Here is a 25,274-nt window from a genome sequence, read left to right as displayed (position 1 = left end):
GTGCTCAAGGGGCTAGTCGAAATAAGAAGCGGCAGTGACCGCACCATAATAAACATCGGCGGTGGCTTCACAGGAGCCCCGGGTAGCTCCGGGGCCGTAAGTCGCACGGCAGTTGTTTTTCATGTTGTCACGCAAGGGGCCGTCGCACGCGTGATCGTGGTGACCAGCGGCTTCAATGCACACGTCGTGAATTGCGCAAGGTCCGTGGAATGGGGCATTTGGCCCGATCGGATTCGGAAACTCGTCGGGGGAGTTGGAGCAATAGTCGTGAAGACGCTTCTGAGGATGGTTTGGATCGAATAGGTAATTTCCGGGAACCCCAATCACGTCCTCATAGTTGACAGTAGAGTCCTGGCCAAGGTCCTTGGCTGGAATGAATACGAGGTCAACGGTATCCGCAGAATCAGAGTTTTGGAGTGAGATTTCGCTGTCGGATGACGAGAGCCGTACTTCCGATAATGCACCGCTCGCGTCGACCGCTTTTGCAATCTCAACGACTCCTAGAAGTTCTCCGGACGTATCTACCAAGTTAACTGAATCGGCGTCAGTAGTTTCGATGAATGAGGAGTTTGATGCAATATCGTGTTCAGCTGAGAGTGGGGTATCGCGTTCAGTCACATTCTCAATCGTCTGCATGTCGAGGGAGCGAGCGGCATCAGAAACTCTGACTTGGCCCGTCGTTTCGTCAAAGGAGAGGCCCATTTCCTTAGCCGTATTTGTCAGATTGGGTTGATCCCTGTTGGTCGCGGCAGTTGCTGCTGGTGCCGAGGCGTATGCAGCGGCTAGCAGCGCAATTCCAGTCCAGATGATCGGTTTTCTCATACGAGTGAATCCCCTTCGGGGGTCAAGCGCGTGTGTATAGGTGAACAATGTTCAAATAGTGCACATCGTTTATTACGGTACCGGTGCGGCCGTTACTCATCAACTCAAAATAGTGTTTTCTTCGATACAAATGTCTTTTTGCCTATATATGCAGGCCGTTGGGACTGACGTTGAGATCGTGGTGCGCCTCGACGCCGGACTGCGGGAAAGCACGCTGGGGGCAGGCGCTGCGCGGGCAGGTGGTGCACCCGGGCCCGATGGGGGTGGCGGCGGCCGGGTTGAGGTTGAGGGCGTCGGAGTAGATGAGCCGGTGGGCCTGGGAGATGTCGCAGCCCAGGCCGACGGAGAACTCCTTGCGCGGGGTGCCAAAGGGCTGGACCTGGCCCTGGATGTGGCGGGCGATTCACAGGTAGCTGTGCCCGTCGGGCATGGTGGCGACCTGGCGGGTGATGCGGTTGGGGGTCTCGAAGGCCCGGTGGACCACCCACAGCGGGCAGGAGCCGCCGGAGCGGGAGAAGTGGAAGCTGGTGGCGGACTGGCGCTTGGAGATATTGCCCGCGCGGTCGGTGCGGATGAAAAAGAACGGCACGCCCTGGGCGCCAGGGCGTTGGAGGGTGGCTAGCCGCTGGGCGGTGGCTTCGAAGCTGGTGCCGAAGGCGGTGGCGAGGCGCTCGACGTCGTAGCGGAAGTCCTCGGCCTGCTCGAGGAAGGCGGTGTACGGCATGGTCACGGCGGCGGCGAAGTACTGGGCCAGGCCGTAGGTGGCCAGGTCGCGGGAGTCGGCATCGGCCAGCTCGGAGACCAGGTTGTCCATGACCTCGCGGTAGGCCAGCAGGCAGTACTGGAGGGCCATCTGGAAGCACAGCTGGGCATCGGTCAGCCCGTCCTGCAGGTCCAGCTGCCGGGTCTCAGGGTCGTAGTGGCGGCGCAGGTGGGGGCCGGCCGCGCGGAAGCGGACCTGCACGCCGAGCTCGCGGTCGAGCAGCGTAGACAGCTGGGTCAGGCGGAACAGGCTGTCGCCCAGCCGGCCGGAGAGCTCCTCGGCCAGGACGTCGAGCTCGTGGATGTAGTTGTTGGCGTCGTAGAAGAAATCGCGCACGACCTCGTAGGAGCCGGCGGGCCGGGAGTCCGGCACGCGCCGGGCGATGTCGACGAGCTCCGGCATGAGCTCGGGGTAGCGGGCGGCGATTTCGGAGAGCGTGGACTCGGGCGCCTGGGGGAAGATGGCGCGCAGATCGGAGATGGTGCGCACGTCTTTGACTGGCGAGAAGTAGGTCGGGTCCACGTCGAAGCGCTGGGTCAGCTGCATGAGAACAGTGACTGTAAGGGGACGTTGATCGTTTTCCAGTTGATTGAGATAGCTCGTGGACAGGCCAAGTTGCTTGGCCATAGCCGCTTGAGTGAGCCCGCGTTCCTTGCGTAGCGCGTGGATTCTCGCCCCCGCGTAGTGCTTTGTCATTTCTCGAATCCTCCGAAAATGCCGCATGAACTGCATGTTCCACAAGTTTTGCTAATAACGCAAAGACTTGCAACAGATTTCCACAGTTTACACATGTGGCGGAGCGCACGCGTGAATAATTAGTGTGATGGCTATCGCAGCCATTGCCTAGGAGGAGAACACGTTGATTAACCACGAAGTGCGGACCCACAAGTCCGCCGAAGACTTTCCCATCGAAGAGCATCTCGCACACAAGATTGCCAAGGTAGCCGCCGATCCCGTCGAGGTTCCGGCCGAGACCACCGAGATGATCATTAACCGCATCATCGACAACGCCTCTGTTGCTGTGGCCTCAGCTACGCGTCGCCCTGTGACCTCGGCGCGAGTGATAGCGCAGGCCCATGAGACGTCGGAAAGCGGCGCCACCATCTTCGGCGTGGACGGTACCTACTCCGCCGAGTGGGCAGCATTGGCCAACGGCACCGCCGTACGTGAGCTGGATTACCACGACACCTTCCTTGCTGCGGATTACTCCCACCCGGGCGATAACATCCCACCGATTCTCGCCGTGGCTCAGCACAAGGGCCTGACCGGCAAGGACCTTATCCGCGGCATCGCCACCGGCTATGAAATCCAGGTCAACCTGGTCAAGGGCATTTGCCTCCACGAGTGGAAGATTGACCACGTGGCACACCTTGGCCCGTCCGTCGCGGCGGGTATCGGCACCATGCTGAACCTCGACGTGGACACCATCTACCAGGCCATCGGCCAGGCACTGCACACCACGACCGCCACGCGCCAGTCCCGCAAGGGCCTCATTTCCTCCTGGAAGGCCTACGCCCCAGCGTTTGCCGGCAAGATGGCCATTGAGGCAGTGGACCGCTCCATGCGCGGCGAGGGTGCCCCGGCTCCCATCTGGGAAGGCGAGGACGGCTTCATCGCCTGGATGCTGCACTCCCCAGAACGCACCTACACCGTCCCCCTGCCGGCTGAAGGCGAAGAAAAGCGCGCCATCCTGGACACTTACACCAAGGAGCACTCCGCGGAGTACCAGGCACAGGCCCCGATCGACATGGCCTTTGCCCTCAAGGAGACCCTCGCAGAGAAGGGCCTGAAGACCGAGGACATCGAGTCCATCGTCCTCCACACTTCGCACCATACGCACTACGTCATCGGCACCGGTGCTAACGACCCGCAGAAGATGGATCCGAACGCCTCCCGCGAGACCCTGGATCACTCCATCATGTACATCTTCGCCGTGGCCCTGCAGGACGGCGAGTGGGACTACGAGACCTCCTACTCTGACGAGCGCAAGCACCGCCAGGACACCATCGACCTGTGGCACAAGATTTCCACCGTTGAGGATCCAGAGTGGACCCGCCGCTACCACTCCAACGACCTGGAGGAGAAGGCTTTCGGCGGCAAGGCCGTCATCACCTTCAAGGACGGCACCGTAATTGAGGATGAGCGCGCGGTGGCCGACGCCCACCCGCTCGGCGCCCGCCCCTTCGGCCGCGAGGAGTACATCAACAAGTTCAAGAAGTTGGCCGCGGGCAAGGTTTCTGAGGAGGAGCAGGAGCGCTTCCTTAAGGCTGCGCAGGACCTGGAGAACCTCACGGACCTTAGTGAGCTCAACGTTCGCCTCACCGACGAGGCCATCGCTACCGCACCTGAGACCCCGAAGGGACTGTTCTAAATGGCTGGCCTGTTTGGTTCCACTATCAGCAATGCGGACAAGCGCAAGAGCTTTCGCGAGGCGCTGAACGCACCAGAAATCACCACGCTGCCGGGCGCGTTCAATCCGCTCACCGCGCGTCTTATCCAAGACCTTGGTGGCTTCGGCGGCGTCTACGTCTCCGGCGCGGTGCTGGCTAACGACCTGGGTCTCCCGGACATTGGACTGACCACGTTGACCGAGGTAGCGCAGCGCGCCGGGCACATCGCCCGCGCCACGGATTTGCCGGTGCTTGTCGACGCCGACACTGGCTTCGGCGAACCCATGTCCGCCGCCCGCACGGTCGCCGCGCTGGAGGACGCTGGCCTGGCCGGCTGCCACCTCGAAGACCAAGTCAACCCGAAGCGCTGCGGCCACCTCGATGGCAAGGAAGTGGTGCCGACGGATCTCATGGTTCGCCGCATCACCGCCGCGGTCAACGAGCGCCGCGATGAGAACTTCATCATCTGTGCCCGCACGGATGCCGCTGGTATCCACGGCATTGATGACGCTATCGAGCGCGCCAAGGCCTACGCCGATGCCGGCGCGGACCTCATTTTCACCGAGGCCCTGTACTCACCCGAGGACTTCGAAAAGTTCCGCGCCGCCGTGGATACCCCACTGCTGGCCAACATGACGGAGTTCGGCAAGACCGAGCTGTTGTCGGCTAAGCGCATCGAAGACTTGGGCTACAACGCCGTCATCTGGCCGGTGTCCACCCTGCGCGTGGCCATGGGCGCTACTGAGGAATTCCTGCGCGACATGCAGGAAACCGGCCTGCAATCCGAGGAGTGGCTCGAGCGCATGCAGCACCGCTCCCGCCTCTACGAGCTGGTGCGCTACGACGAGTACAACGCCTTTGACCAGAGCGTGTTCACGTACTCCAAGGACAGCTACAAGCCCACTTTTGACTAATACCCCGGCCTAGCCCACACGCTAGGCCCCCACATAAGGAGAAATACCATGTCTGAGACCCCAGAGATTCGCAAGGGCCTGTACGGCGTCGTCGTCGATGAGACCGCCATCTCCAAGGTCGTCCCGGAGACCAACTCCCTGACCTACCGTGGCTACCCAGTTCAGGAGCTCGCACGCTACTGCTCTTTCGAGGAGGTCGCCTACCTGCTGTGGAACGGCGAACTGCCGACCCAGGGTGAGCTGGTGCGCTTCTCCGCCCGTGAGAAGGCACTGCGCCACCTGGACCGCCACCTCATTGACCTCATCACCTCCATGCCCAAGTCCTGCCACCCGATGGACGTTCTGCGCACCGCAGTCTCCTTCATTGGTTCCCAGGACCCGGAGGAGTACACCAAGGACTCCGAGCACATTCGCCGCACCGCTCTGGAGCTCATGGCGAAGCTGCCGACCATCGTCGCACTCGACATCCGCCGCCGTCGCGGTGAAGGTTACATCGAGCCTTCCCGCAAGAAGGGCTTTGCAGAAAACTTCCTGTGGATGGTCTTCGGTGAGGAAGAAGGATCGCCGGCCCTGTCGCGCTCCGATATTGAGGCCTTTGATAAGTCCCTCATCCTCTACGCTGAGCACTCCTTCAACGCGTCCACCTTCGCTGGCCGCGTGGTGACCTCGACGATGTCGGACACCTACTCCGCAGTCACTGCCGCCATCGGTGCTCTGAAGGGCCCGCTGCATGGTGGTGCCAACGAGGCTGTGATGAAGAACTTCCTCGAGATTGGTGACCCCGCCAAGGCAGAGGAGTGGACCCTGAACAAGCTCAAGAACAAGGAGCTCGTCATGGGCTTCGGCCACCGCGTGTACAAGAACGGTGACTCCCGTGTTCCGACCATGGAGGCTGCTTTCCGCGAGCTGGCCAAGGACCACGGCCAGGAGCAGTGGGTGGAGATGTACGAGAAGATGGCTAAGACCATGTACGAAAACACCTCCATCAAGATCCAGCCGAACCTGGACTTCCCGGCTGGCCCTGCGTACCACATCCTGGGCTTCGACATTGAGTTCTTCACCCCGATCTTCGTGATGGCCCGCATCACCGGCTGGACCGCACACATCGTGGAGCAGAACGAGAACAACTCTCTCATCCGCCCGCTGTCTGCCTACAACGGCAAGGAGCAGCGCTCCGTTCCGCCGAAGGAAATCTAGTTAGCAGTTGCGCTGGACGACGGGCGCTGCACGTAGCGAAGGCATGTCATGCCAACGCCACCTGCAGCGCCTAGTGCTATTGCGCCTGCAGCCACAAAAAGTGCCTTCCAATCGATGGCGAAAGTGAGGCCATCTCCCATTGCGTAGGCCATTCCGGCAAGTGGGAGAATTCCGCCGAGACAGCCAGTAATGATCGCAGCACATGCCAGTGCGCTCGCGGTGAGTACAACAATTTTTAGGTGCCAGGAAGAATCGAGGCCCAGTACTCTAAAGGTGGTCTGGATTGCTTCGGTAGCCCGAGCGAGGTGCCGCGAGAAAACAAAGGTTACGGCTAACGCGCTGAGCAGCGCGGCTGCCAAACTGATGTAGAACGCCCGCGGTGTCGAAGAGGTTTGAACCAGCGGCAGTAGTACGAGCTCGTGGGGGATACGGGCTTGCGCAGCGCTATCAAGAAAGCGCTTTTCTTGGTCTTCCTGGAGACCCGTAAAGACCCATTGTGTCCTACCTGCCGGTGCATCTAGTTTCTGCGCCGTGGATTCGAGGATAATTCCTCCAGCCAGCTTCTCCCAGTGAGGTCCGAAGTCGATACTCACCGCTGGAAGGGTTGTGGGACTGGGATTTCTGCTCGTGCTGATTGAAGCATGGTCATGGTCGATGAATCTGTTATCGCGGACCAATGCTCCGGTCGCAAGGACATCTTTTTCCGAGGCAGTAAGCTCTCGGTCTAAGAGCCGTTCTACGTCATGAACGGATTCGACGCCCAGTACACCAAAAGTCCCCGACATCTCCGTGGGCATTTCCAGCGTGGCTTGGACATAAGAAATACGAACTGGGGCGGGCACACCCAACGCAGTGGCGACGTGCTGAACGGAATCAGCGTTTGTAGCTAGGCCATCATCTGTCTTCTTTAAAACGTGTGCCTGGTTTGGGGCGATTGTCGACGTCAAGCTGTCGTTCTCACTGGCTGTAAAACTGGCTGACATCGAACTACTGAACACCGCGGTTCCCATGCACAGGACCAACAACACCAGACCCGTACCAATGAGTTGACGGTGTTTTTCGGCAAATCTCAGGGCCACGCCTGCTGGAGTGTAGGGCCGGCTGGTTCGCGGACAGCGTGCGAGAAGAAGAGAAAAGACGATGCACATCGCCACGGTTGGCGCTGGCGCCCATGTTTCGAATACGTCGGGCCCCAGCAGTGCTGCAGCGAACGTGAAGAGGACAGCGACAAGGACAATAACGACTGCACCCCAGCGTAAGAATGATGCCGATGGGGTCGGTGTCGGGAAGTCCTTCCAGAACGGATGAGGTTGAGCCGACGGCGCGGTGGCAATAGCACCAATCAGGAGTGCTGCTAGCGAGCTAGCGAGAAGAAGCACTAACCATTTCCATGGAATCAGGACTCCAGGATCAGGCAAACCTCCAAGTCCAGAAATGAAAGGGCGCGCACATTGTGCCAGACCTGCACCCAATACGAGTCCTGCGACGGAGTACATCAAGGCTGAACGAAGCAGGATGAATGCGCTGGACTTCCACAATAGGAAGGGCGAGATTCCTAGCTCGAAAAACCGCTGGCTCAACGGGCGAAGTACCTGGTAGGTAATCCGCCACAGGAAGAAGATCAAAGCGCATGGGATGACAACGGCGAACAGGCCGAAGAAGAAGGAATAGCTATCGGCGAATCCTGAAGGCGGCGTTGCGAGCAAGCTTTCTCGGGTGAGAAGCGATGCCGAGAAGGCGTCGTCAAGCGCTGCACGATCGACGAGGTCTGCATCCCCGATCTGACTCCTAATGAACTCGGTGAGGGCTGCAGGAGTCTTTCCTTCGGAACCGAAAACAATTGGCCGGACCGAAGCGGAGGTCATGGAATAAGCGTCAGCGCCGATGGTGTTCCACGTTCCCGACGCGCCGTACACAGCTTCTTCATGCTTGTGGAAGGAATTCGATGCAACGCCAACGATACGGAGAGGTAGCATGCCGTTGAATGCAGTTGTGTTCTCTCCAAGACTAAGGTTCACGTCCTCGGTGACTACTACCTCGCCAGGAGCGCTAGGCCAATGGCCCTGAACCAATGCCAACCCAAAATCGGGAGCTTGATCTTCCCAGTGAGACTCCTTGTAGACAAGGGAATTTGAAGGATCGCTATCGACATAGAGATCGTAAGTCTCGAGCTGGGCAGTAAATCCCCGCTCTGGGGAATCAAGTTGTGGCAGCGTCTGCTCAACCACGCCCGCCCGCGTGTACACAGGCACGTCCACGCGCACGGCGTTGTTTCCCAATTCTGACTGCGCCTTCTGCTGCGGGGACAACGTCATGAAGAGAACGGCTGAGACAGCAAATGCGAATAATCCTAAGCACACTGCGATAGCCGCTGCGCCGAAACGATATCTTTTCGAAGAGTGCACGACTTTCGTGATCAGTTCATTGAGCATGCGGGGCTGCTTTCCCAAGCTGACCATCGATCAGTGTGTAGGCGGTGCTGCAATAGTCCAGCATGATGGGATCGTGGCTGGTCGCTATCACGGTTGTGCCAGTTGATGCGAGCTTTTTGAAGAGTCGAAAAATGCCATGGGAGTTCTCGGAATCGAGCGCAGCAGACGGCTCGTCAGCCAAGAGAACTTGCCGGGCACCGGACAGCGCTCGGGCGATTCCTACTCTTTGGCACTGTCCGCGCGACATCTCTGCGGGAAATCGTTGAGCGAGTTCTGCAAGTCCTACCTGGGCTAATGCCTCGGAAGCCTTGTCGCGTGCTGCCTTCTCATCGAACCCCGCTGCTGCAAGCACAAGCACGACATTTTCGAGCGCGGTGAGTTCATTCATCAACAGGTCGTCTTGGTGGACGAAGCCGATTACGTTGCGGCGCAAGGCAAGTAGTTCCTTGGGAGCAGCGGTGGATACACAGGTATCGAAGACTGAGATTGAGCCTTCATCGATAGGTAGAAGACCTGCAACCGCGCGCAGGAGAGTGGTTTTACCGGAGCCGCTCTTTCCCGAAATTCCGAGAAACTCGCCTTTATTGACCTCTAGACTTGCGCCCTTGAGAACATGCGTGCGCTGGGCGCCTTCGCCTAAATACTTGTGAACGTTAGAAATGGTGACTGAGTTCATGAGTTCTTTACAACAGAGAGGCTCACGTCAAGGTCGTTGACCGAGGCTTGAGTGGGAACAGGAATGGCTGGTGGCGAGACCACAGCCTGCAGCTGGTATCCGTCATTCAAAATGAATCCTTCAGAAGCGAAGGACGAAGTTGGTTTGTTAACTTTATCGAAGTATAGCAACCCTGAAGAATGTATGTCACGAGGTTTATATCTTTGCGGCAGAGGGGTAGTTTCCGCCCGCTTTGATTCTAAAACGATATGGGTTGGGGTGTTTAGAGGTATGCATGGTGAGTTTAGTGAGAAACTGAACAATTTCTGTTGAGCTATATGTCGAATTTTGCCTCACGTGAGTACGAAGGGCACTACTCTGAGATCTGTATCGTGCTTATCTGAAAGGATTACTCCCAGTGTCTGATACCGCCCACAAATCCTTCTCCAAGGTCTTGGTGGCAAACCGCGGCGAAATTGCCGTGCGTGCTTTCCGCGCGGCCTTCGAGGTTGGTGCCAAGACGGTCGCCATTTACCCCAAGGAAGACCGCAACTCCTTCCACCGTGCGTTCGCTAATGAGGCAGTGCGCATTGGTACCGAAGGCCAGCCGGTCAAGGCTTACCTGGACATCAATGAGGTGATTCGCGCCGCCAAGAAGTCCGGTGCGGATGCCATTTACCCAGGCTATGGCTTCCTTTCGGAGCGTGCCGATCTGGCCCGCGCATGCCGCGACAACGGCATTAAGTTCATCGGCCCCACCGCTGAGACCCTGGACCTGACCGGCGACAAGGCTGCCGCAGTGGCTGCGGCCGAGGAGGCGGGTCTGCCGACTCTGAAGGACTCGAAGCCCTCGACGGACGTCGACGAGCTGGCGGAATACTCCAAGGACTTTGAGTTCCCCGTCTTCGTAAAGGCAGTTGCCGGCGGTGGCGGCCGCGGCATGCGTTTCATCGAGAACGAGGCGGAAGTCAAGACCAAATGCGCAGAGGCATCCCGCGAGGCAGAGGCCGCCTTCGGTGACGGCCACGTCTACCTTGAGACCGCGGTGATTCGCCCGCAGCACATTGAGGTGCAGATTCTGGCTGACTCCCAGGGCAACGTCATGCACCTGTACGAGCGCGACTGCTCCGTGCAGCGCCGCCACCAGAAGGTCGTGGAGATTGCCCCGGCGCCGACCCTGGATCCGGAGCTGCGTGACCGCATCTGTGCGGACGCCGTGAGGTTCTGCGAGCACATCAATTACGAGGGCGCCGGCACGGTTGAGTTCCTCGTGGATGAGAAGGGTAACCACGTCTTCATCGAGATGAACCCGCGCGTGCAGGTCGAGCACACCGTGACCGAGGAGGTCACGGGCGTGGACATCGTGAAGTCCCAGATGCAGATTGCCGCGGGATTCTCCCTCGAGGAGCTGGGTCTCAAGCAGGAGGACATCCACATCACCGGCGCGGCCCTGCAGTGCCGTATCACCACTGAGGATCCTTCCAACGGTTTCCGTCCGGATACCGGTACGCTGACCCAGTACCGTTCGCCGGGCGGTGCGGGCGTGCGTCTCGACGGTGCAACGGCGGTCGGCGCAGAGATCTCCCCGAACTTCGACTCCCTGCTGGTGAAGATGACCTGCCGTGGCGCCACTTTCGAGCAGGCCGTAGCCCGTGCGCAGCGCGCGCTCAACGAGTTCACCGTGGCCGGCGTGGCCACCAACATCGGCTTCCTGCGCGCCCTGCTACGCGAGCCTGACTTCGTCAACACCCGCGTGGACACCAGCTTCATCCCGGAGCACCCGGATTTGCTCAAGGCTCCGCCGGCCGTCGATGAGTCGGGTCGTATCATCGATTACATCGCTGACGTGACCGTCAACAAGCCGAATGGCGAGCGCCCGACCACCCTGCGTCCCTTCGATAAGCTGCCGGATCTGGACTTTAACTCCGAGCTGCCACGCGGTTCCCGCGATGAGTTGCTGGAGCTCGGCCCGAAGAAGTGGGCAGAAAAGATCCGCAAGCAGGACGCCCTGGCGGTCACCGATACCACCTTCCGTGACGCCCACCAGTCCCTGCTGGCCACCCGCGTGCGCGGTACCGCGTTGGTCACCGCCGCAGAGGCCGTCGCTCGCATGACCCCGGAGCTGTACTCCGTGGAGGCATGGGGCGGTGCCACCTACGACGTGGCCATGCGCTTCCTCAAGGAGGACCCGTGGGTCCGCCTGGACCTGCTGCGTGAGGCTATGCCGAACCAGAACATCCAGATGCTGCTGCGCGGTCGCAACACCGTGGGCTACTCTCCGTATGCAAACGACGTGTGCAACGCCTTCGTGCAAGAGGCAGCGAAGTCCGGCGTCGATGTCTTCCGTATCTTTGACGCGCTTAACGACGTCACACAAATGCGTCCTGCCATCGATGCCGTGCTGGAGACTAACACCACCGTGGCCGAGGTTGCGATGGCATATTCGGGCGATATGTGTTCGCCGCAGGAAAAGCTCTACACGCTGGATTACTACCTGAAGCTGGCCGAGGAAATCGTGAACACCGGTGCACACGTGCTGGCCATTAAGGACATGGCTGGCCTGCTGCGTCCGGAGTCCGCTTCCAAGCTCGTCATGGCGCTGCGCAAGGAATTCGATCTGCCGATTCACGTGCACACCCACGACACCGCGGGAGGCCAACTGGCCACCTACTTCGCGGCGGCGCTGTCGGGCGCAGACATCATCGATGGTGCCTCTGCGCCGCTGGCCGGCACTACCTCGCAGCCTTCGCTTTCTGCCATCATCGCGGCCTTCTCCAACTCCTCGCGCGATACCGGCATCGACTTGCAGTCGGTCTCTGACATGGAGCCGTACTGGGAGGCCGTGCGCCAGCTCTACCGTCCGTTTGAAAAAGGCATCCCGGGACCTACCGGCCGCGTGTACCACCACGAGATCCCCGGTGGACAGCTGTCCAACCTGCGCGCGCAGGCCACGGCCTTGGGCTTGGAGGACCGCTTCGAGGTCATCGAGGACACCTATGCCGCCGTCAATGAGATGCTTGGCCGTCCGACCAAGGTCACCCCGTCCTCGAAGGTCGTCGGCGATCTCGCGCTGCACCTCGTGGGTGCGGGCGTTGACCCAGCAGACTTCGAGGCCGACCCGACCAAGTACGACATCCCGGATTCCGTCATCGCGTTCCTCCGCGGCGAGCTCGGTACCCCTCCGGGCGGCTGGCCGCCGCTGCGCGACAAGGTGCTAGAAGGCCGCACGCCTGGCGACGTCTCGGTCAAACCGATCCCAGAAGAGGAAAAGGCGCACCTGGCTTCTGCCGATTCCAGCGAGCGCCGCGCTAGCCTTAACCGCCTGCTTTTCCCGAAGCAGTTCGAGGAGTTCAACGAGTTCCGCCGCACTTATGGCAACACGGAGGCGCTGACCGACACCGTGTTCCTGTATGGCCTCGAAGAGGGCAACGAGTACATCGTGCATTACTTCCCGGATGGCTCTAATGACCGCGCGGATCTGAAGACGATCACTTTGCGCCTTGACGCCATCGGCGAGCCGGACGAGAAGGGTCTACGCAATGTGGTCTTCAACGTCAATGGCCAGATTCGCCCGATGAAGGTGCGCGACAACAACGTCGAGTCCACCGTGGCCACGGTGGAAAAGGCAGATCCTTCCAACGATGGGCACGTGGCGGCGCCGTTTGCGGGCGTCGTTAACGTCACCGTTCAAGCCGGTGACGAGGTCAAGGCGGGAGATCAGGTGGCCGTTATCGAAGCGATGAAGATGGAAGCTTCCATCTCCGCTACCAAGGACGGCAAGATCGAGCGCGTGGCTATTGGTAAGGCCACCAAGGTCGAGGGCGGAGATTTGATCGTCGTCATCGACTAAAACACAAAAATCGCTCCGAATACGCGCTGTATTCGGAGCGATTTTCTTATTGGCTACTTAATCTCGAGCATCACTGCGCCCTTGTTGACCTGAGCGCCCTGCTCGACGCTGAGGCCAGTGACGGTGCCGGCCTTGTGGGCCTTGACTGGGTTTTCCATCTTCATGGCTTCGAGGATGAGCACGACGTCGCCTTCTGCGACTTCCTGGCCTTCTTCGACGCCAACCTTGATGACGGTGCCCTGCATCGGTGCTACGACGGCGTCGCCAGACGCGGCGGTCTTAGAACTAGAGCCGCGGCGCTTCTTGGACTTCTTGCGGGGTGCGCCGCCGCCCAGCAGGAGATTGCCTGGGAGTGCTACCTCGATGCGGCGACCGCCGACTTCGACGACGAACTTCTGGGAGGCTGCTGCCTCCTCTTCCTCTGGGGTTTCAACGTCGACGTAGGCAGGCAGCTCGCCCACCCACTCTTCCTCAATCCATTTGGTGTAGACATCGAAGGAACCGTTCTCGGCGCTAAACGCAGGGTCGTTGACGATGGCCTGGTGGAAAGGAATGACGGTCGGAAGGCCCTCGACGGTGTACTCAGCCAGGGCGCGGCGTGCACGCTGCAGCGCGGTCTCGCGGTCTGGACCCCAGACGATGAGCTTGGCCAGCATGGAGTCGAACTGGCCGCCGATGACGGTGTTCTCGCGCACGCCGGAATCCACGCGGACGCCTGGGCCGGAAGGTTCGCTGTAGGAAACGATGGTGCCCGGTGCTGGCATAAAGCCTGCTGCGGCGTCCTCGCCGTTGATGCGGAACTCGAAAGCATGCCCGCGCGGGGTGGGATCTTTGGTGATAGAAAGTTCGCCGCCCTCTGCAATGTTGAACTGCTCGCGCACCAGGTCTAGGCCGGTGGTTTCCTCAGAGACTGGGTGTTCCACCTGCAGGCGGGTGTTGACCTCGAGGAAGGAGATCAGTCCATCGGAGCCGACCAAGTACTCGACGGTGCCAGCGCCAAAGTAGCCAGCCTCGCGGCAAATGCGCTTTGCCGACTCATGGATGGCGGTGCGCTGCTCATCGCTCAAGAACGGCGCAGGGGCTTCCTCCACTAGCTTTTGGAAGCGACGTTGCAGGGAGCAATCGCGGGTGCCGACGACGACTACGTTGCCGTGCTGGTCAGCCAGTACCTGTGCCTCGACGTGGCGAGCCTTGTCGAGATAGCGCTCGACAAAGCACTCGCCGCGGCCGAATGCGGCGGTGGCCTCGCGGGTAGCGGACTCGAAGAGCTCTGCTACTTCGTCACGCTCGTAGGCGACCTTCATGCCGCGGCCGCCGCCACCGAAGGCGGCCTTGATGGCAATTGGCAGGCCGTGTTCGTCGGCGAAGGCTTCTACCTCGGCTGCATCCTTAACCGGGTCTGGAGTGCCCGGCGCCATCGGGGCGTCGGCACGCTCTGCAATGTGGCGAGCGGTGACCTTGTCGCCCAAGTCGCGGATGGACTGTGGGGAAGGGCCGATCCAGATAAGTCCGGCGTCGATGACCGCTTGCGCGAAGTCGGCGTTTTCAGACAGGAAGCCATAGCCTGGGTGGATGGCGTCTGCGCCGGACTTGGCGGCGGCGTCGAGAATCTTGTCGAAGACAAGGTAGGACTCGGCGGAGTTTTGCCCACCTAGGGCGAAGGCTTCGTCGGCAAGCGCAACAAATGGTGCGTCGGCGTCTGGCTCTGCATAAACGGCGACGGAGGCGATGCCAGCGTCGCGCGCAGCACGGATGACGCGGACTGCAATCTCACCACGGTTAGCAATCAACACCTTGGTGATCTTCTTGGTTTCAACTGCCACGGCAGGAACCCTCCTGATAAAAATTGTATTGGACTGTCCACTATTCTTGCACACAAAAACATGAGCAAACCGTCAAGTTCCGGTTTTGCTCTCAAAAATACTCCCGCACCAGCAAGGATACGGGAGTAAATCGGCGTGTTGAACCGAGAAGTTACTTCTCGATTGGCATGCGAACCATGTTTCCCCACTCGGCCCACGAACCGTCGTAGACCTTCGTGGACTTGAATCCCAGCAGGAAGGTCAGTACGAACCACGTGTGGGCGGCCTGCGCGCCAACATGGGAGTAGAGGATGGTCTCGGTTTCTGGCTCGAGGTTGCCATAGTTGACGCTGAGCTCAGAAAGCGTGCGGAAGCAGCCATTCGGGTAAACGGAGCGATCCCACTCCAAGTTGGCGGCGCCCGGAATGTGTCCGTGGCGCATGGTGGTGCCATAAGCGGACTCGCCGTTGGAAGGCTCGCCGCCGTACTCCTCAGGCGTGCGGGTATCGACGAGCTTTGCTGCGGTTTCGCGCATCTGGTCTACGAAGACACGGAAGGTGGCGTCGTCCCGCTCTACCTCTGGGTAATCGGACTCTGGGAAGTCTGGAACCATGAAAGAGGTATCGCGCTCTTCGGTAACCCACGCGTCGCGGCCGCCGTCGAGCAGGCGGACGTCAGGGTGTCCATAAAGTTCAAAAACCCACAGGGCGTAGGCCGCCCACCAATTGGCTTTGTCGCCGTAGATAATAACGGTGTCTTCGCGCTTAATGCCCTTGTCTCGCATGAGCTGGGAGAAGGAGGCTGCATTGACGACGTCGCGGGTGAGGGGATCGAGCAGCTCGGTCTGGAAATTAATGCGCGAGGCGGTCGGGACGTGTCCGATGTCGTAAAGGAGGGAATCCTCGTCTACTTCGATAACGCGCAGGCCCTTGGTGCCGAGCCTGGCGGAGAGCCAAGGTGCGGAAACGAGGCGCTCTGGGTGCGCATATTCCTGGAATGGGGGATGTGGATCGAACTCGGCCACGGTCCGGTTTCCTTTCTAAATGGGGTTTAAAAAAGAGATCTCTCTAAACACAACAACTCTAACGCTTAAGCCCTTAAATTGGTCACCTTGAGCCGAACATTGTGGCGTTGCATACATTTTCTTGCTGATTGTCGTGCCTCACAATCACTGGTTATAACAAGCCTGCAGGTCAAGTGCCTAAATACGTCTTTAGCGGCGAAAACGTACCGGGGTTAATGCGGGGTTAACAACCCAGCGAGGAGGTGCAAACCTGCGTTATTTTTAGGGTGTGGTGCGGTACAAAACGCTGCGTAAATCGCTTGAATCGCTTAAATACTGTCTAAAACACGAAGCGTCCACAGAAAGCCGCTGGCGTACCGGACCATCACCCACAACCCCCAAACGAAAGGGAATTGCTGTGCACAAGGCAATCGTCGTCTTCGAGGTCGAGGGCGGATCTGACAAGCAGCTCAACGGCCACCGCAAGGACACCATGCCCATCGTCGAGTCCATCAAGGACGCAGGCTGGCACTCTGAGGTCGTCTTCTTCCGTCCAGAGTGGTCTGAGCGCATCTTCGAGTACGTCACCGAAAACTTCGACGCTTATATCTCCCGCGTGAACCCGGGTAATATCCCAGGCGGCGAGAAAGGCTACTTCGATCTGCTGACCAAGCTTTCTGAAGCTGGCCTGGTTGGCATGTCCACTCCGTATGAGATGATGGCCTACGGTGCTAAGGATGCATTGGTCAAGCTCAATGACACTGAGCTTGTACCTTCCGATACCGCGGCATATTACGACGTTGAATCATTCCACGACACTTTCCCCACCTCGCTGTCTTACGGCGAGCGCGTGCTGAAGCAAAACCGTGGTTCGACGGGCGAAGGCATCTGGCGTGTCCAGCTCGAGGACAAGTCCCTTGAGGTAGAACCTGGCACCGCACTGCCGCTAGAGACCAAGCTTAAGTGCACCGAGGCAGTGGATAACCACACCGAGGTTCGCGAGCTCGGCGAGTTCATGGATTTCTGTGACCAGTACATTATCGGTGACAACGGCATGCTCGTTGATATGCGCTTCATGCCGCGCATCGTCGAGGGAGAAATCCGTATCCTCCTAGTCGGCCCTGACCCAGTCTTCGTGGTGCACAAGAAGCCGGCTGAAGGCGGCGACAACTTCTCCGCCACACTGTTTTCCGGCGCTAAGTACACCTATGACAAGCCCGAAGCTTGGCAGGAACTTGTAGACATGTTTGCCGAGGTTCGTCCGGTCATTGCAGAAAAGCTTGGCGGTGACAACATCCCGCTGATCTGGACTGCTGATTTCATGCTTGCCGACGGCGAGAATGGCGAGGACACCTACGTCCTTGGCGAGATCAACTGCTCCTGCGTGGGCTTTACTTCCGAGCTCGACATGGGCATTCAGCAGAAGGTTGCCGCTGAAGCCATCAAGCGCGTTGAGGCAAAGCGCGCTTAAGGTCTCCTCTTACTTTTGCAAACCCTGTTTCCCCGAAGGTGGTGGAAGCAGGGTTTTTATATGCCCCTTATAAAGGGAGTATTTCCCATTGGGCTGCCGAATCGTGCAGCGTGTTGTAGTTTCTTTTGTGCGTACTTAATAAATTGAAAGGAACGTCTCTCATATGACCAACCCAGACAAGTTCGGAGAAAACAACTCCGACCAGAATCCACAGCACGCTGCTGAGGACGCAATGAGCTCCTCTTCCTTCGGTAATTCCGACTTCGGCAACTCCGATTTTGGAAACTCTGATTTTGGCAAGTCTGACTTTGGCCAGTCCGATTTCGGTGCCTCTTCCTTCGGCGCTTCTGATTCCTCCGAGGCATCGAGCTTCGGCGGCGCGCACAGCACCGGCAGCGAAGAAACCGTGAACTTCGGTGAGACTTCCTCTGATTTCGGCCAGTCCGACTTCAACCGAGCCTCCTACAACAGCTCCGACTATGCCCAGGGCTTTGGCTCTGAGAACGCTCAGGCTGCCAGCGCTTCCGCCGAGCCCGCAAGCTCTGCATTGGGCTCCCACAGTCACAGCGCTGATAATGCAGGTAGCGCAAACGGCGTGAACAACACAGGCAATAACAACGCAGGCAATGGTTTTGGCCAGTCCAGCTTTGGTCAGCCAGTTCCGCCGGCCGGCAACTTCAACCAGGGCGGCTTCAACCAGCAGTTCCAGTCGCAGAACCAGCCACAGAACCAGCCAGGCCAGCAGAACCAGCAGGGCTTTGGCGGCTTCCAGCCACAGGGGCAGCCGGGCCAGCAGAACCAGCAAGGCTACAACCCACAAATGCAGGGCTTCAACCAGTACCCGCAGGCGCCGAAGGATAACTTCTTTAAGTCCCTGTTTGACTTCAAGTTCTCCAGCTTCATCACCGTGAAGTTTGCATCCATCATCTACGTGATCGCAGTTGTGGTCGGTGTTCTGTCCTGGATTGGTGGCCTCATCGTGGCCGTCACGGGCGGCTCCTTAACCGGCATCATGGGAGATCTTGCAGGCTCGTCCTCTGCTGGCGGTGGCATGGCTGCAGTGATGATCCTGGGCCACCTCATCTTCGGCACCCTGGGTCTGCTGATTTACCTCATTCAGGTTCGCCTCGTGCTTGAGTTCTTCGTCTCCAACATCCAGACCACGGAGAACACCAAGAAGCTCGTCGAACTGGCAGAAGAGGATAAGTAAGCCCTTCATCTGCCAGCTAAAAAGCCTCGGTCTCATGTGCTCTTTTCAAGAGCCGAGACCGAGGCCTTTTAAGTTTTAGTTATTCGATTTAGTCGAGGAGGCGGGCTACGCAGTCTGGGTCGGCGTCGGAAAGCATCTGGCGGAGTCGGTCGTACTCGTCCTGCTCACCGATTGCCTGTGCAGCGTGCGCGAGAGCAGCGATAGCACGCAGAACGCCCTGGTTCGGCTCGTGGGCATAAGGAACTGGGCCCCAGCCCTTCCAGCCGTTGCCGCGCAAACGGTCGAGGCTGCGGTGGTAGCCCGTGCGTGCGTAGGCATAAGCGGTGATATAGGCGATCGGCAGAGCCTCGTCCTCGCGCAGGCGGATTAGCTCCTGCTCCGCCAGCAGCGCCCACAGCAGTGGGGAATTAGGGTGCGCGACGATTCCGGCCTGCAGGTCGGAAACAGAATCCGCGCCTGGATCGGCAGGCAACTCAATAGGGGCAGGGGCTAGCATGTCTTTCATTTCCATGCCCGCAACCCTACCGCCAATCCGCTTGGTGGTGCAGATGGCTAGGGAATCTAAACCGCGTTCCAGAAGTCCGAGACGTGCAGATCAAAGGAATACAGCGCGCGCCGGACTACCGGCAGGGAAAGCCCGATGACGGAGGAGGGATCGCCCTCGATGCGGTCAATGAACCAGCCACCGAGAGCCTCTAAGGTGAAGGCGCCGGCGCATTCCAAGGGCTCGCCCGTTGCCGCATAGGCGGCGATGTCACGCTCGGTGGCAGACGCAAAGAAGACCTTGGTACGGGAGGTCTCCACGTGGCGCTTTTCGCCATGGATGATGCAGTGACCGGTTAACAGCTCGGCGCAGTGGCCGGCTTGGGCGCGCCAGCGCTCCACGGTGGCCTGTTCGGTGTGCGGCTTGCCTTGCAGCTGGCCATCCAAAAGCAGCATTGAGTCGCCGCCGATGACAACGTCTGCGGGGTAATCGGGCGCTACCCTTTCGGCCTTTGCGGTGGCAAGGGCTGCGACGACGTCGGCAGGCGGGGCGCTGCTTAGCGACGCCTCGATGGCTCTTTCGTCGACGTGTGCTGGGGCTAAAACAGGTTCAACCCCGGCCCCGCGCAAGATGGAGGCGCGGGATGGGGATTGAGAAGCGAGGACAATTCGCATGAATTCGGCTTCAACCTTGGCGCTTAGTAGTAGCGCACGTTACGGAACGCGGACGGGTTATAGGTCTGTCCCGGCTGGCCCCAGAGATCGCGGGTAGCGCGGGTATCTGCGGCCTTGGCGCGGGCATCGGCATCCAGCTGGGTCAAAACTGCGGAAAGCGCTGCGACTTCTTCGTCAGAGGGGTTACCCTTGAGGACCTTAATCAGGGGAGCAGTCATGGTGTTTTCCTTATTACAAGACGATGTTGCCGTGCTTCTTCGGCAAAGTAGGGACAATTTTACGTTCCAGGAGACGCAGTGCTTCGATGATGGAAGCGCGGGTCGCGGCGGGAGTGATAACCGCATCCACCAGGCCGCGCTCGGCTGCCTGATACGGGCTTAGGTACTCGGCTGCTTCTTCCTCAGAAATCTCGAGCTCCTGGGCCAATGCGGCGGCGTCGGCAACTGCGATTTCGGCGGTCGGCCAGGCGTAGGACAAGTCTGCGCCCAGGTCCTTGGAGCCGAAAGCGATGTAGCCGGTACCGTGCGCGCGGCCCACGATGATGCTGAGCTTGCCGACGCTCGCTGCGGAGTAGGCATGCACGAACTTCGCCAGCGCTGCGGTTTCAAGCTGCAGGGCAGGAGCATCCACGAATTCGAGGATTGGCGTATTGAAGGCGTCGCAGAGGCGGACAAAACGTGCGGCCTTGGCGGAAGCCGCGGCGTCGAAAGTTGCACGGTTGGCGATGATGCCGACGGTGCGGCCCTCGACGCGGCCGAAGCCGGTAAAGACGCCTTCAACTTTAGCTTCGAGCTCGAAGACATCGTCGCAGACTGCTTCGAGGACTGCGTGCAGGTCAACTTCGCCGGAATCGCCGACGATGCTGTTGAGGGCTTCGTCATCCGCAGACATATTTTCTTCGACGGAGCCCACCATGAGCGGGGCATCCGTGCGCGGGGCCTCAGCGCGGTTATTCGCCGGCAGGTAGCTCAAAACCTGTTGGATCAAGGCGATCTCATTGGCTTCGGAGCTGGCGTTGAGATGGCCGTCGGGGGCAATGGTGACGTCGGCAAGCGCGGCGACCAGCGAAGCATCCTTGGAATCGGCGTAGACCGCGGTGACCTGCGGGATAAGGCCAGATGCCGTGGTGGCGCGGGCCAGGATGCGAGCCTGCATTGCGGAGGAAACGATGCCTTCCTGGGCACGGGGCTTGTCTCCGGCGACCATGGCTACGATAGGAACGCCGGTCTTAATGGCAAGGTCATAAAGCTTGGTGATCTTCTCGCCGTAAACCTCGCCCATGGTGCCGTCAAAGATGGTTGCGTCCTGTGCATAAGCACATACCTTGCGGCCGCCTACCGTGCCATAGCCGGTGATAACGCCGTCGGTATAAGGGCGGTCATACTCGCGGCCGAAGTCGGTGGAGCGGTGACGCGCCAGTGCGTCGGTTTCGACGAAGGAGCCGGCATCGAATAACGCGGTAATCGCGCTACGCGCGGCAGGGACCTCGCCCTGTGGCGCTCGGGACTCGGTGAGTTTATTGCTCAGGTCCTCAATCTTGCCAGCGGTGGTCTTCATGTCAGTCATAGATATGCAGTCTACAAGCTTGGGCGCCATACGCTCACCTCGCGGTGAACGCATGGCGGGAAATCATATGGCGCCCAGTGCTAGGAAGAACTCGAGCGTAGACTAGAAAGCCCCCACGAAGATTGCGAAGATCCGTTTCCTACAGGTTCGCTTGGGGAATCGGAAGCATCATCGATTTCCGGAAGTTCCACGTATTCCGGAAGCGCCGCTGGTTCTTTAAGCGGCTGCTTGGCAGGGGCCATGTCCATTCCAATGTCTTTGGCGAAGATTACTCGGGTGCCGGTATAGACAGACTCAGCATTGGCGGAAAACTCAAACACGCGTGCGCCACGCAGTGAGTGCTGCGCTAATGTGCCGTCGCGGAGACCGTAGGCCCCAAAACCGGTGCCCGGGCCGTAGCCCAATTCGATGCCGTAATAGTTGCCCATGTAGGTGTTGATGTGGTCGTGGCCGCAGTAGATTCCGCGAATGTCGCCACGGGCCTGGGCCGCGGCATAAACACCAGAATTGAAGGCGCCTACATAGCAGTCTTCGTTCTTTTCTCCTATGATTCCATGCTTCTTTACCGCTTTCGTGTGGTCAAGCAGACCGTTCTTGAGCGGGCCGCCGAACCACATGTCGCGGTGCTCATAGGTAGGAATGTGGAAGAACATAAGCCCTTCGACCTGAGAACCTGTCGCCGCGGCCAGCGCATCCGACTGCTGTGCGTACCACGCAATCTGCTCTGGGTGAATGTAATCATAGGCCGGCAGATCTGCTGCATCTTGTCCACCGATGGTCTCCGGGTGATAGCGGCCAGAATCGAGAAGCCAAAAGCTGAAGCGAGCAGTCGCGGCGTCGTAAAGCACAAGATGCGTATTCGAAGCACCATAGCCGCCGGACGAGGCAGGCGCATTTCGGTTGTGGCGGTAGGAACGCACGAACTGCGTCATGTGCTGGTGGCGCACGCCAGTGCCGCCCTCCTCTGCGGAATCTTCGTCGTGGTTACCAAAGGTAACGGCCCAGGGGATACCACGGCTTTCCATTGGCAGGACCACGTTATTGATGGCTTGGTAGACCTGTTTTGGGGTGGTTGGGCCGGCGGAAATGACATCGCCGTTGATAAGCACAAACCCTGGCTTTTCTGCGTCGAGAACGTGCTCCATGAACTCGATTGTGCGCTTATCGGTTAGGTGATCATCTTGAGTGTCATTGAACTGAATGACTTTAAAGGATCCGTCGGAATTGAATTCCAGACGAGATGGCTTTTGATCGTCTTGCGAGGGGCTATCCAAGGGAAGCGAAGCATCTTGCGCGACTGCTGTGCTCCGGTTTGAAGCTACGGCGCCAAGCCCGAGAAGAGAGGCACCTGAGAGGAAATTGCGGCGTTTAATCTTGGACATAGCGCTTTCCTAGTCTCCTTATTAAATAAGAAATTTTTGAAATACAGTTGGAGACTAGGGCGCTTTGGTATCCGGGCAATGGCCGCCAGATGAAGAATAGGAGAATGGAGAGAAACTATCTAGAGCGGGACGTTGCCGTGCTTGCGCGCCGGACGGGGGACGTTCTTGTCAGCGTAAAGGCGCAGGTTCCGAGTGATAGCACTGCGGGTTTCAGAAGGGAGGAGCACTGCGTCTATTAGTCCGCGTTCTGCCGCCTTGTAGGGGTTTAGCATGTGGTCTTCGTACTCGCGTTCAAAGGACTTGGCGAGCTCTTCGACGTCGAGGCCTTCTTCACGGGCCTTCTTGAGCTCCTTGCGGTAGATGAAGCCGATGGCGCCGGCGGCGCCCATGACCGCGATTTGGGCGGTCGGCCACGCGAGGTTGACGTCAGCACCAAGGCCCTTGGAGCCCATCACGCAATAAGCGCCGCCGTAGGCCTTGCGCATGGTGACAGTGATCTTTGGGACGGTGGCTTCGCCGTAGGCGTAGAGAAGCTTGGCGCCGCGGCGGAGGATGCCGTCGTGTTCTTGGGAGGCACCGGGCAGAAAACCCGGGACATCGACGAGCATGACGATGGGGATGTTGAAGGCGTCGCAGGCGCGGACGAAGCGCGCCGCCTTCTCGGAGGAGTCGATATCAAGGCAGCCAGCGAAGACCTGCGGCTGGTTGGCCACGAAACCGACGGTTTGGCCTTCGACGCGGCCGAAGGCTACGACGACGTTTTCGGCGCGTTCTGCCTGGATTTCGAGGAATTCGCCGTCGTCGGTGATGGCTTCGATGACGTGCTTGACGTCGTAGGGCTGGGTAGGGGAATCAGGGATGATCTCGTCGAGAATGAGGTCATCGGCGGTTTCATCGCCGAGTTCTTCATAGGGCTCAAAAGGTGCGCGCTGGCGGTTATTGGAGGGGAGATAGGTCAAAAGGTCGTGGACCCAGTCGAGGGCTTCTTCATCGGTGGCGGCGGTGAAATGGGAGTTACCGGCGGATTGCATGTGAGTGGAGGCGCCGCCGAGTTCCTCCTGGGTGATTTCTTCACCGGTGACGGTCTTGATGACGTCGGGGCCGGTGACGAACATCTTGGACTTTTCCTCGACCATAACGACGAAGTCAGTCAAGGCAGGGGAGTAGGCGTTGCCACCGGCACAAGCGCCCATGATGACGGAGATCTGTGGGACCACGCCGGAGGCCTTGACGTTTTGGTAGAAGGTGCGCGCGATCCAGTCGAGGGAGACTGCGCCATCTTGGATGCGGGCACCGGCACCTTCATAAAGGCCGATGAGCGGGCGGCCGGTGGTTACAGCAAGCTCCATGATTTTTACCATCTTCTCGCCATAAACCTCGCCGAGCGCGCCGCCGAAGACGGTGCCGTCTTGGGAGAAGATGCAGACCTCGCGGCCATCGATGGTTCCCCAGCCGGTAACGATTCCGTCGGTTAATGGTTTTTTCGCGCCCATGCCGAAATCGGAGGTGCGGTGCACGGCGAGCATATCGGTTTCGACGAATGAGCCTTCATCGAGCAGGTAGTCAAGGCGCTCGCGCGCCGTCAAACGGCCAGCGGCGTGGACTTTCTCGTAGGCCTTTTTGCTGAGCGGAGCGGCGGCTTGCTCGCGGCGTCGCTTAAGTTCGGCGATTTTTCCGGCAGTGGTGGCAGCTTGCTCATCCTCGAGGGAGGTCAAATGTGAGGAAATAGTCATGTTTTCAGAGTTTAAAGAATGCCCTCGTGGTTTTACACCTCGAAACACAGGTGATTTCCCTCACAAAACTAGTTTGTGCTGCTAAGTGATGTGGGGCAAAGAAAAGTGCCTAGCTTTCCTTCGTAGAAAAGCTAGGCACTTTACGGTTTGGGGCTGGGGGGATTTAGGCTGCGAGGCCGAAATCCATGAGGAAGAGCTCCACCTCGTAGACCTCTTCGGTGCGCGGTGCGCGGCCGGCGATGGAGTTGAATACGGAAATGATGTCATCCGTCGTGGCCGGTGTGGTGCCACGGTTGACGAGCTCCTCGGTGACGAGGGCTTCCATAGGGGTTGCGTCCAAGGCGTCAAGGCCCGTGCCGGTGGCGCTCTTGAATGTGGTTGCGAACGAGTTAATCAGTCCGTTGATGGTATTCATTGATGCTCACCTTCTTTCGATCTGGACAATGAATCTTCGGCCGCTAGGGGTAGGGAAAATAAATGTAGGTAAAAACAAAGAAACTAGCGGACGAGCTGATAAGCACTCGATGGTACGCTCGGTCCGCTAGTTTAGCAACCTTTAGTTCCGTGTTAGTTAACTTTTCGTTAACTTAACGCTTGAGGAACTTTGTTTTAAGTCCTGTCTTAATGCTTGCTGGAAAGACCCGGGAAGAGCTCAATTCCGAAGTAATTGTGAATCGAATCCTTAGCAATCCAAGAGATGGCAATCAGGATGATTACGCCCAAGACTGCGTAGACGGTCCAGCCCAAAACCTTCATCTGGGCGGAGGCCTCGGTGTCGCCGACGATGACGCCGTCGCTGTTGCGGATTGGGTCACCGGTCATACAACGCATGCCCAAGGCGAAAAGGAGCGGGATGCCAGCGCCGAAGGCTAGTGCCAAGCCGGCGACGCGGGTGATAGCGACGAGAATTTCCATTGCGGTCATGG

Annotated in this window: 19 protein-coding genes and 1 pseudogene; 6 read left to right on the top strand and 14 right to left on the bottom strand. The window is 59.1% G+C overall.

Annotated elements, in window-relative coordinates:
• Positions 1-12 precede the first annotated feature (12 nt).
• Entirely contained in the window at positions 13-822 is an 810-nt protein-coding gene (locus tag HMPREF2692_RS05195; protein ID WP_141761308.1) for a hypothetical protein, read from the bottom strand.
• Positions 823-964: 142 nt separating this feature from the next.
• Positions 965-2,281 (bottom strand): annotated as a pseudogene (locus HMPREF2692_RS05190) (short-chain fatty acyl-CoA regulator family protein).
• A gap of 163 nt (positions 2,282-2,444) precedes the next feature.
• Here HMPREF2692_RS05190 and prpD point away from each other — a divergent pair.
• Genes prpD through HMPREF2692_RS05175 form a run of 3 tightly spaced genes read left to right on the top strand, consistent with a single transcriptional unit; the run spans position 2,445 to position 6,086 of the window.
• A complete protein-coding gene (gene prpD, locus HMPREF2692_RS05185) occupies positions 2,445-3,956 on the top strand; it encodes a 2-methylcitrate dehydratase PrpD (protein WP_070823040.1) in 1,512 nt (503 codons plus the stop codon).
• On the top strand, positions 3,957-4,889 hold the full coding sequence (gene prpB / locus HMPREF2692_RS05180) for a methylisocitrate lyase (RefSeq protein ID WP_062042050.1): 933 nt from the start codon (positions 3,957-3,959) through the stop codon (positions 4,887-4,889). It abuts the gene before it with no gap.
• 48 nt (positions 4,890-4,937) lie between these two features.
• Complete coding sequence (locus HMPREF2692_RS05175) at positions 4,938-6,086, top strand: bifunctional 2-methylcitrate synthase/citrate synthase (RefSeq protein ID WP_062042047.1); 1,149 nt, start codon at positions 4,938-4,940, stop codon at positions 6,084-6,086.
• On the opposite strand, the gene HMPREF2692_RS05170 is transcribed toward HMPREF2692_RS05175, so the two are convergent.
• Together HMPREF2692_RS05170 and HMPREF2692_RS05165 are read right to left on the bottom strand one after the other, a co-directional pair.
• A complete protein-coding gene (locus HMPREF2692_RS05170) occupies positions 6,083-8,518 on the bottom strand; it encodes a hypothetical protein (protein ID WP_062042043.1) in 2,436 nt (811 codons plus the stop codon). The genes HMPREF2692_RS05175 and HMPREF2692_RS05170 overlap by 4 nt on opposite strands.
• On the bottom strand, positions 8,508-9,194 hold the full coding sequence (locus tag HMPREF2692_RS05165; protein ID WP_062042040.1) for an ABC transporter ATP-binding protein: 687 nt from the start codon (positions 9,192-9,194) through the stop codon (positions 8,508-8,510). The genes HMPREF2692_RS05170 and HMPREF2692_RS05165 overlap by 11 nt, the downstream gene beginning before the upstream one ends.
• Positions 9,195-9,591: 397 nt before the next feature.
• Between HMPREF2692_RS05165 and HMPREF2692_RS05160 the strand changes: the two genes are divergently transcribed.
• Positions 9,592-13,023, top strand: coding sequence for a pyruvate carboxylase (locus HMPREF2692_RS05160; RefSeq protein WP_070823039.1), 3,432 nt, complete (start codon positions 9,592-9,594; stop codon positions 13,021-13,023).
• Positions 13,024-13,076: 53 nt separating this feature from the next.
• Here HMPREF2692_RS05160 and HMPREF2692_RS05155 read toward each other — a convergent pair whose 3' ends face one another.
• Both HMPREF2692_RS05155 and HMPREF2692_RS05150 read right to left on the bottom strand, forming a co-directional pair.
• Positions 13,077-14,846, bottom strand: a complete 1,770-nt coding sequence (locus HMPREF2692_RS05155; protein ID WP_062042034.1) for an acetyl/propionyl/methylcrotonyl-CoA carboxylase subunit alpha — start codon at positions 14,844-14,846, stop codon at positions 13,077-13,079.
• Positions 14,847-14,997: 151 nt separating this feature from the next.
• On the bottom strand, positions 14,998-15,849 hold the full coding sequence (locus HMPREF2692_RS05150; protein ID WP_061920739.1) for a sulfurtransferase: 852 nt from the start codon (positions 15,847-15,849) through the stop codon (positions 14,998-15,000).
• 397 nt (positions 15,850-16,246) lie between these two features.
• On the opposite strand from HMPREF2692_RS05150, the gene HMPREF2692_RS05145 reads away from it, so the two are divergent.
• Together HMPREF2692_RS05145 and HMPREF2692_RS05140 are read left to right on the top strand one after the other, a co-directional pair.
• A complete protein-coding gene (locus tag HMPREF2692_RS05145; protein WP_062042030.1) occupies positions 16,247-17,299 on the top strand; it encodes a Cj0069 family protein in 1,053 nt (350 codons plus the stop codon).
• A gap of 163 nt (positions 17,300-17,462) precedes the next feature.
• A complete protein-coding gene (locus HMPREF2692_RS05140) occupies positions 17,463-18,509 on the top strand; it encodes a DUF4282 domain-containing protein (RefSeq protein WP_070823037.1) in 1,047 nt (348 codons plus the stop codon).
• 88 nt (positions 18,510-18,597) lie between these two features.
• Here HMPREF2692_RS05140 and HMPREF2692_RS05135 read toward each other — a convergent pair whose 3' ends face one another.
• The 8 genes from HMPREF2692_RS05135 to HMPREF2692_RS05100 form a co-directional block, all read right to left on the bottom strand.
• Positions 18,598-19,020, bottom strand: a complete 423-nt coding sequence (locus HMPREF2692_RS05135) for a DUF3151 domain-containing protein (RefSeq protein WP_062042025.1) — start codon at positions 19,018-19,020, stop codon at positions 18,598-18,600.
• 50 nt (positions 19,021-19,070) lie between these two features.
• Positions 19,071-19,667 (bottom strand): Maf family protein, encoded by a 597-nt coding sequence (locus HMPREF2692_RS05130; protein WP_070823033.1) that lies wholly within the window; start codon positions 19,665-19,667, stop codon positions 19,071-19,073.
• Between the two features lie 23 nt (positions 19,668-19,690).
• Positions 19,691-19,885 (bottom strand): acyl-CoA carboxylase subunit epsilon, encoded by a 195-nt coding sequence (locus HMPREF2692_RS05125; RefSeq protein WP_061920746.1) that lies wholly within the window; start codon positions 19,883-19,885, stop codon positions 19,691-19,693.
• Positions 19,886-19,898: 13 nt separating this feature from the next.
• Positions 19,899-21,233: a carboxyl transferase domain-containing protein gene (locus HMPREF2692_RS05120; RefSeq protein ID WP_070588284.1), complete on the bottom strand. Its 1,335-nt coding sequence runs from the start codon at positions 21,231-21,233 to the stop codon at positions 19,899-19,901.
• An 80-nt stretch (positions 21,234-21,313) separates the two neighbouring features.
• Entirely contained in the window at positions 21,314-22,615 is a 1,302-nt protein-coding gene (locus tag HMPREF2692_RS05115; RefSeq protein ID WP_070823030.1) for a metallophosphoesterase family protein, read from the bottom strand.
• A gap of 119 nt (positions 22,616-22,734) precedes the next feature.
• Positions 22,735-24,348, bottom strand: coding sequence for an acyl-CoA carboxylase subunit beta (locus HMPREF2692_RS05110; RefSeq protein ID WP_070455554.1), 1,614 nt, complete (start codon positions 24,346-24,348; stop codon positions 22,735-22,737).
• Positions 24,349-24,511: 163 nt separating this feature from the next.
• Complete coding sequence (locus HMPREF2692_RS05105) at positions 24,512-24,763, bottom strand: hypothetical protein (protein WP_061920751.1); 252 nt, start codon at positions 24,761-24,763, stop codon at positions 24,512-24,514.
• Positions 24,764-24,969: 206 nt separating this feature from the next.
• On the bottom strand, positions 24,970-25,272 hold the full coding sequence (locus HMPREF2692_RS05100) for a hypothetical protein (RefSeq protein ID WP_061920753.1): 303 nt from the start codon (positions 25,270-25,272) through the stop codon (positions 24,970-24,972).
• Positions 25,273-25,274 lie beyond the last annotated feature (2 nt).

Origin of the sequence: Corynebacterium sp. HMSC036D03 (assembly GCF_001836185.1) — a bacterium.
Classification (GTDB): domain Bacteria; phylum Actinomycetota; class Actinomycetes; order Mycobacteriales; family Mycobacteriaceae; genus Corynebacterium; species Corynebacterium simulans.
The sequence above is the reverse complement of the archived record's forward strand: the minus strand, read 5'-3'. Positions and strand labels throughout refer to the sequence as shown.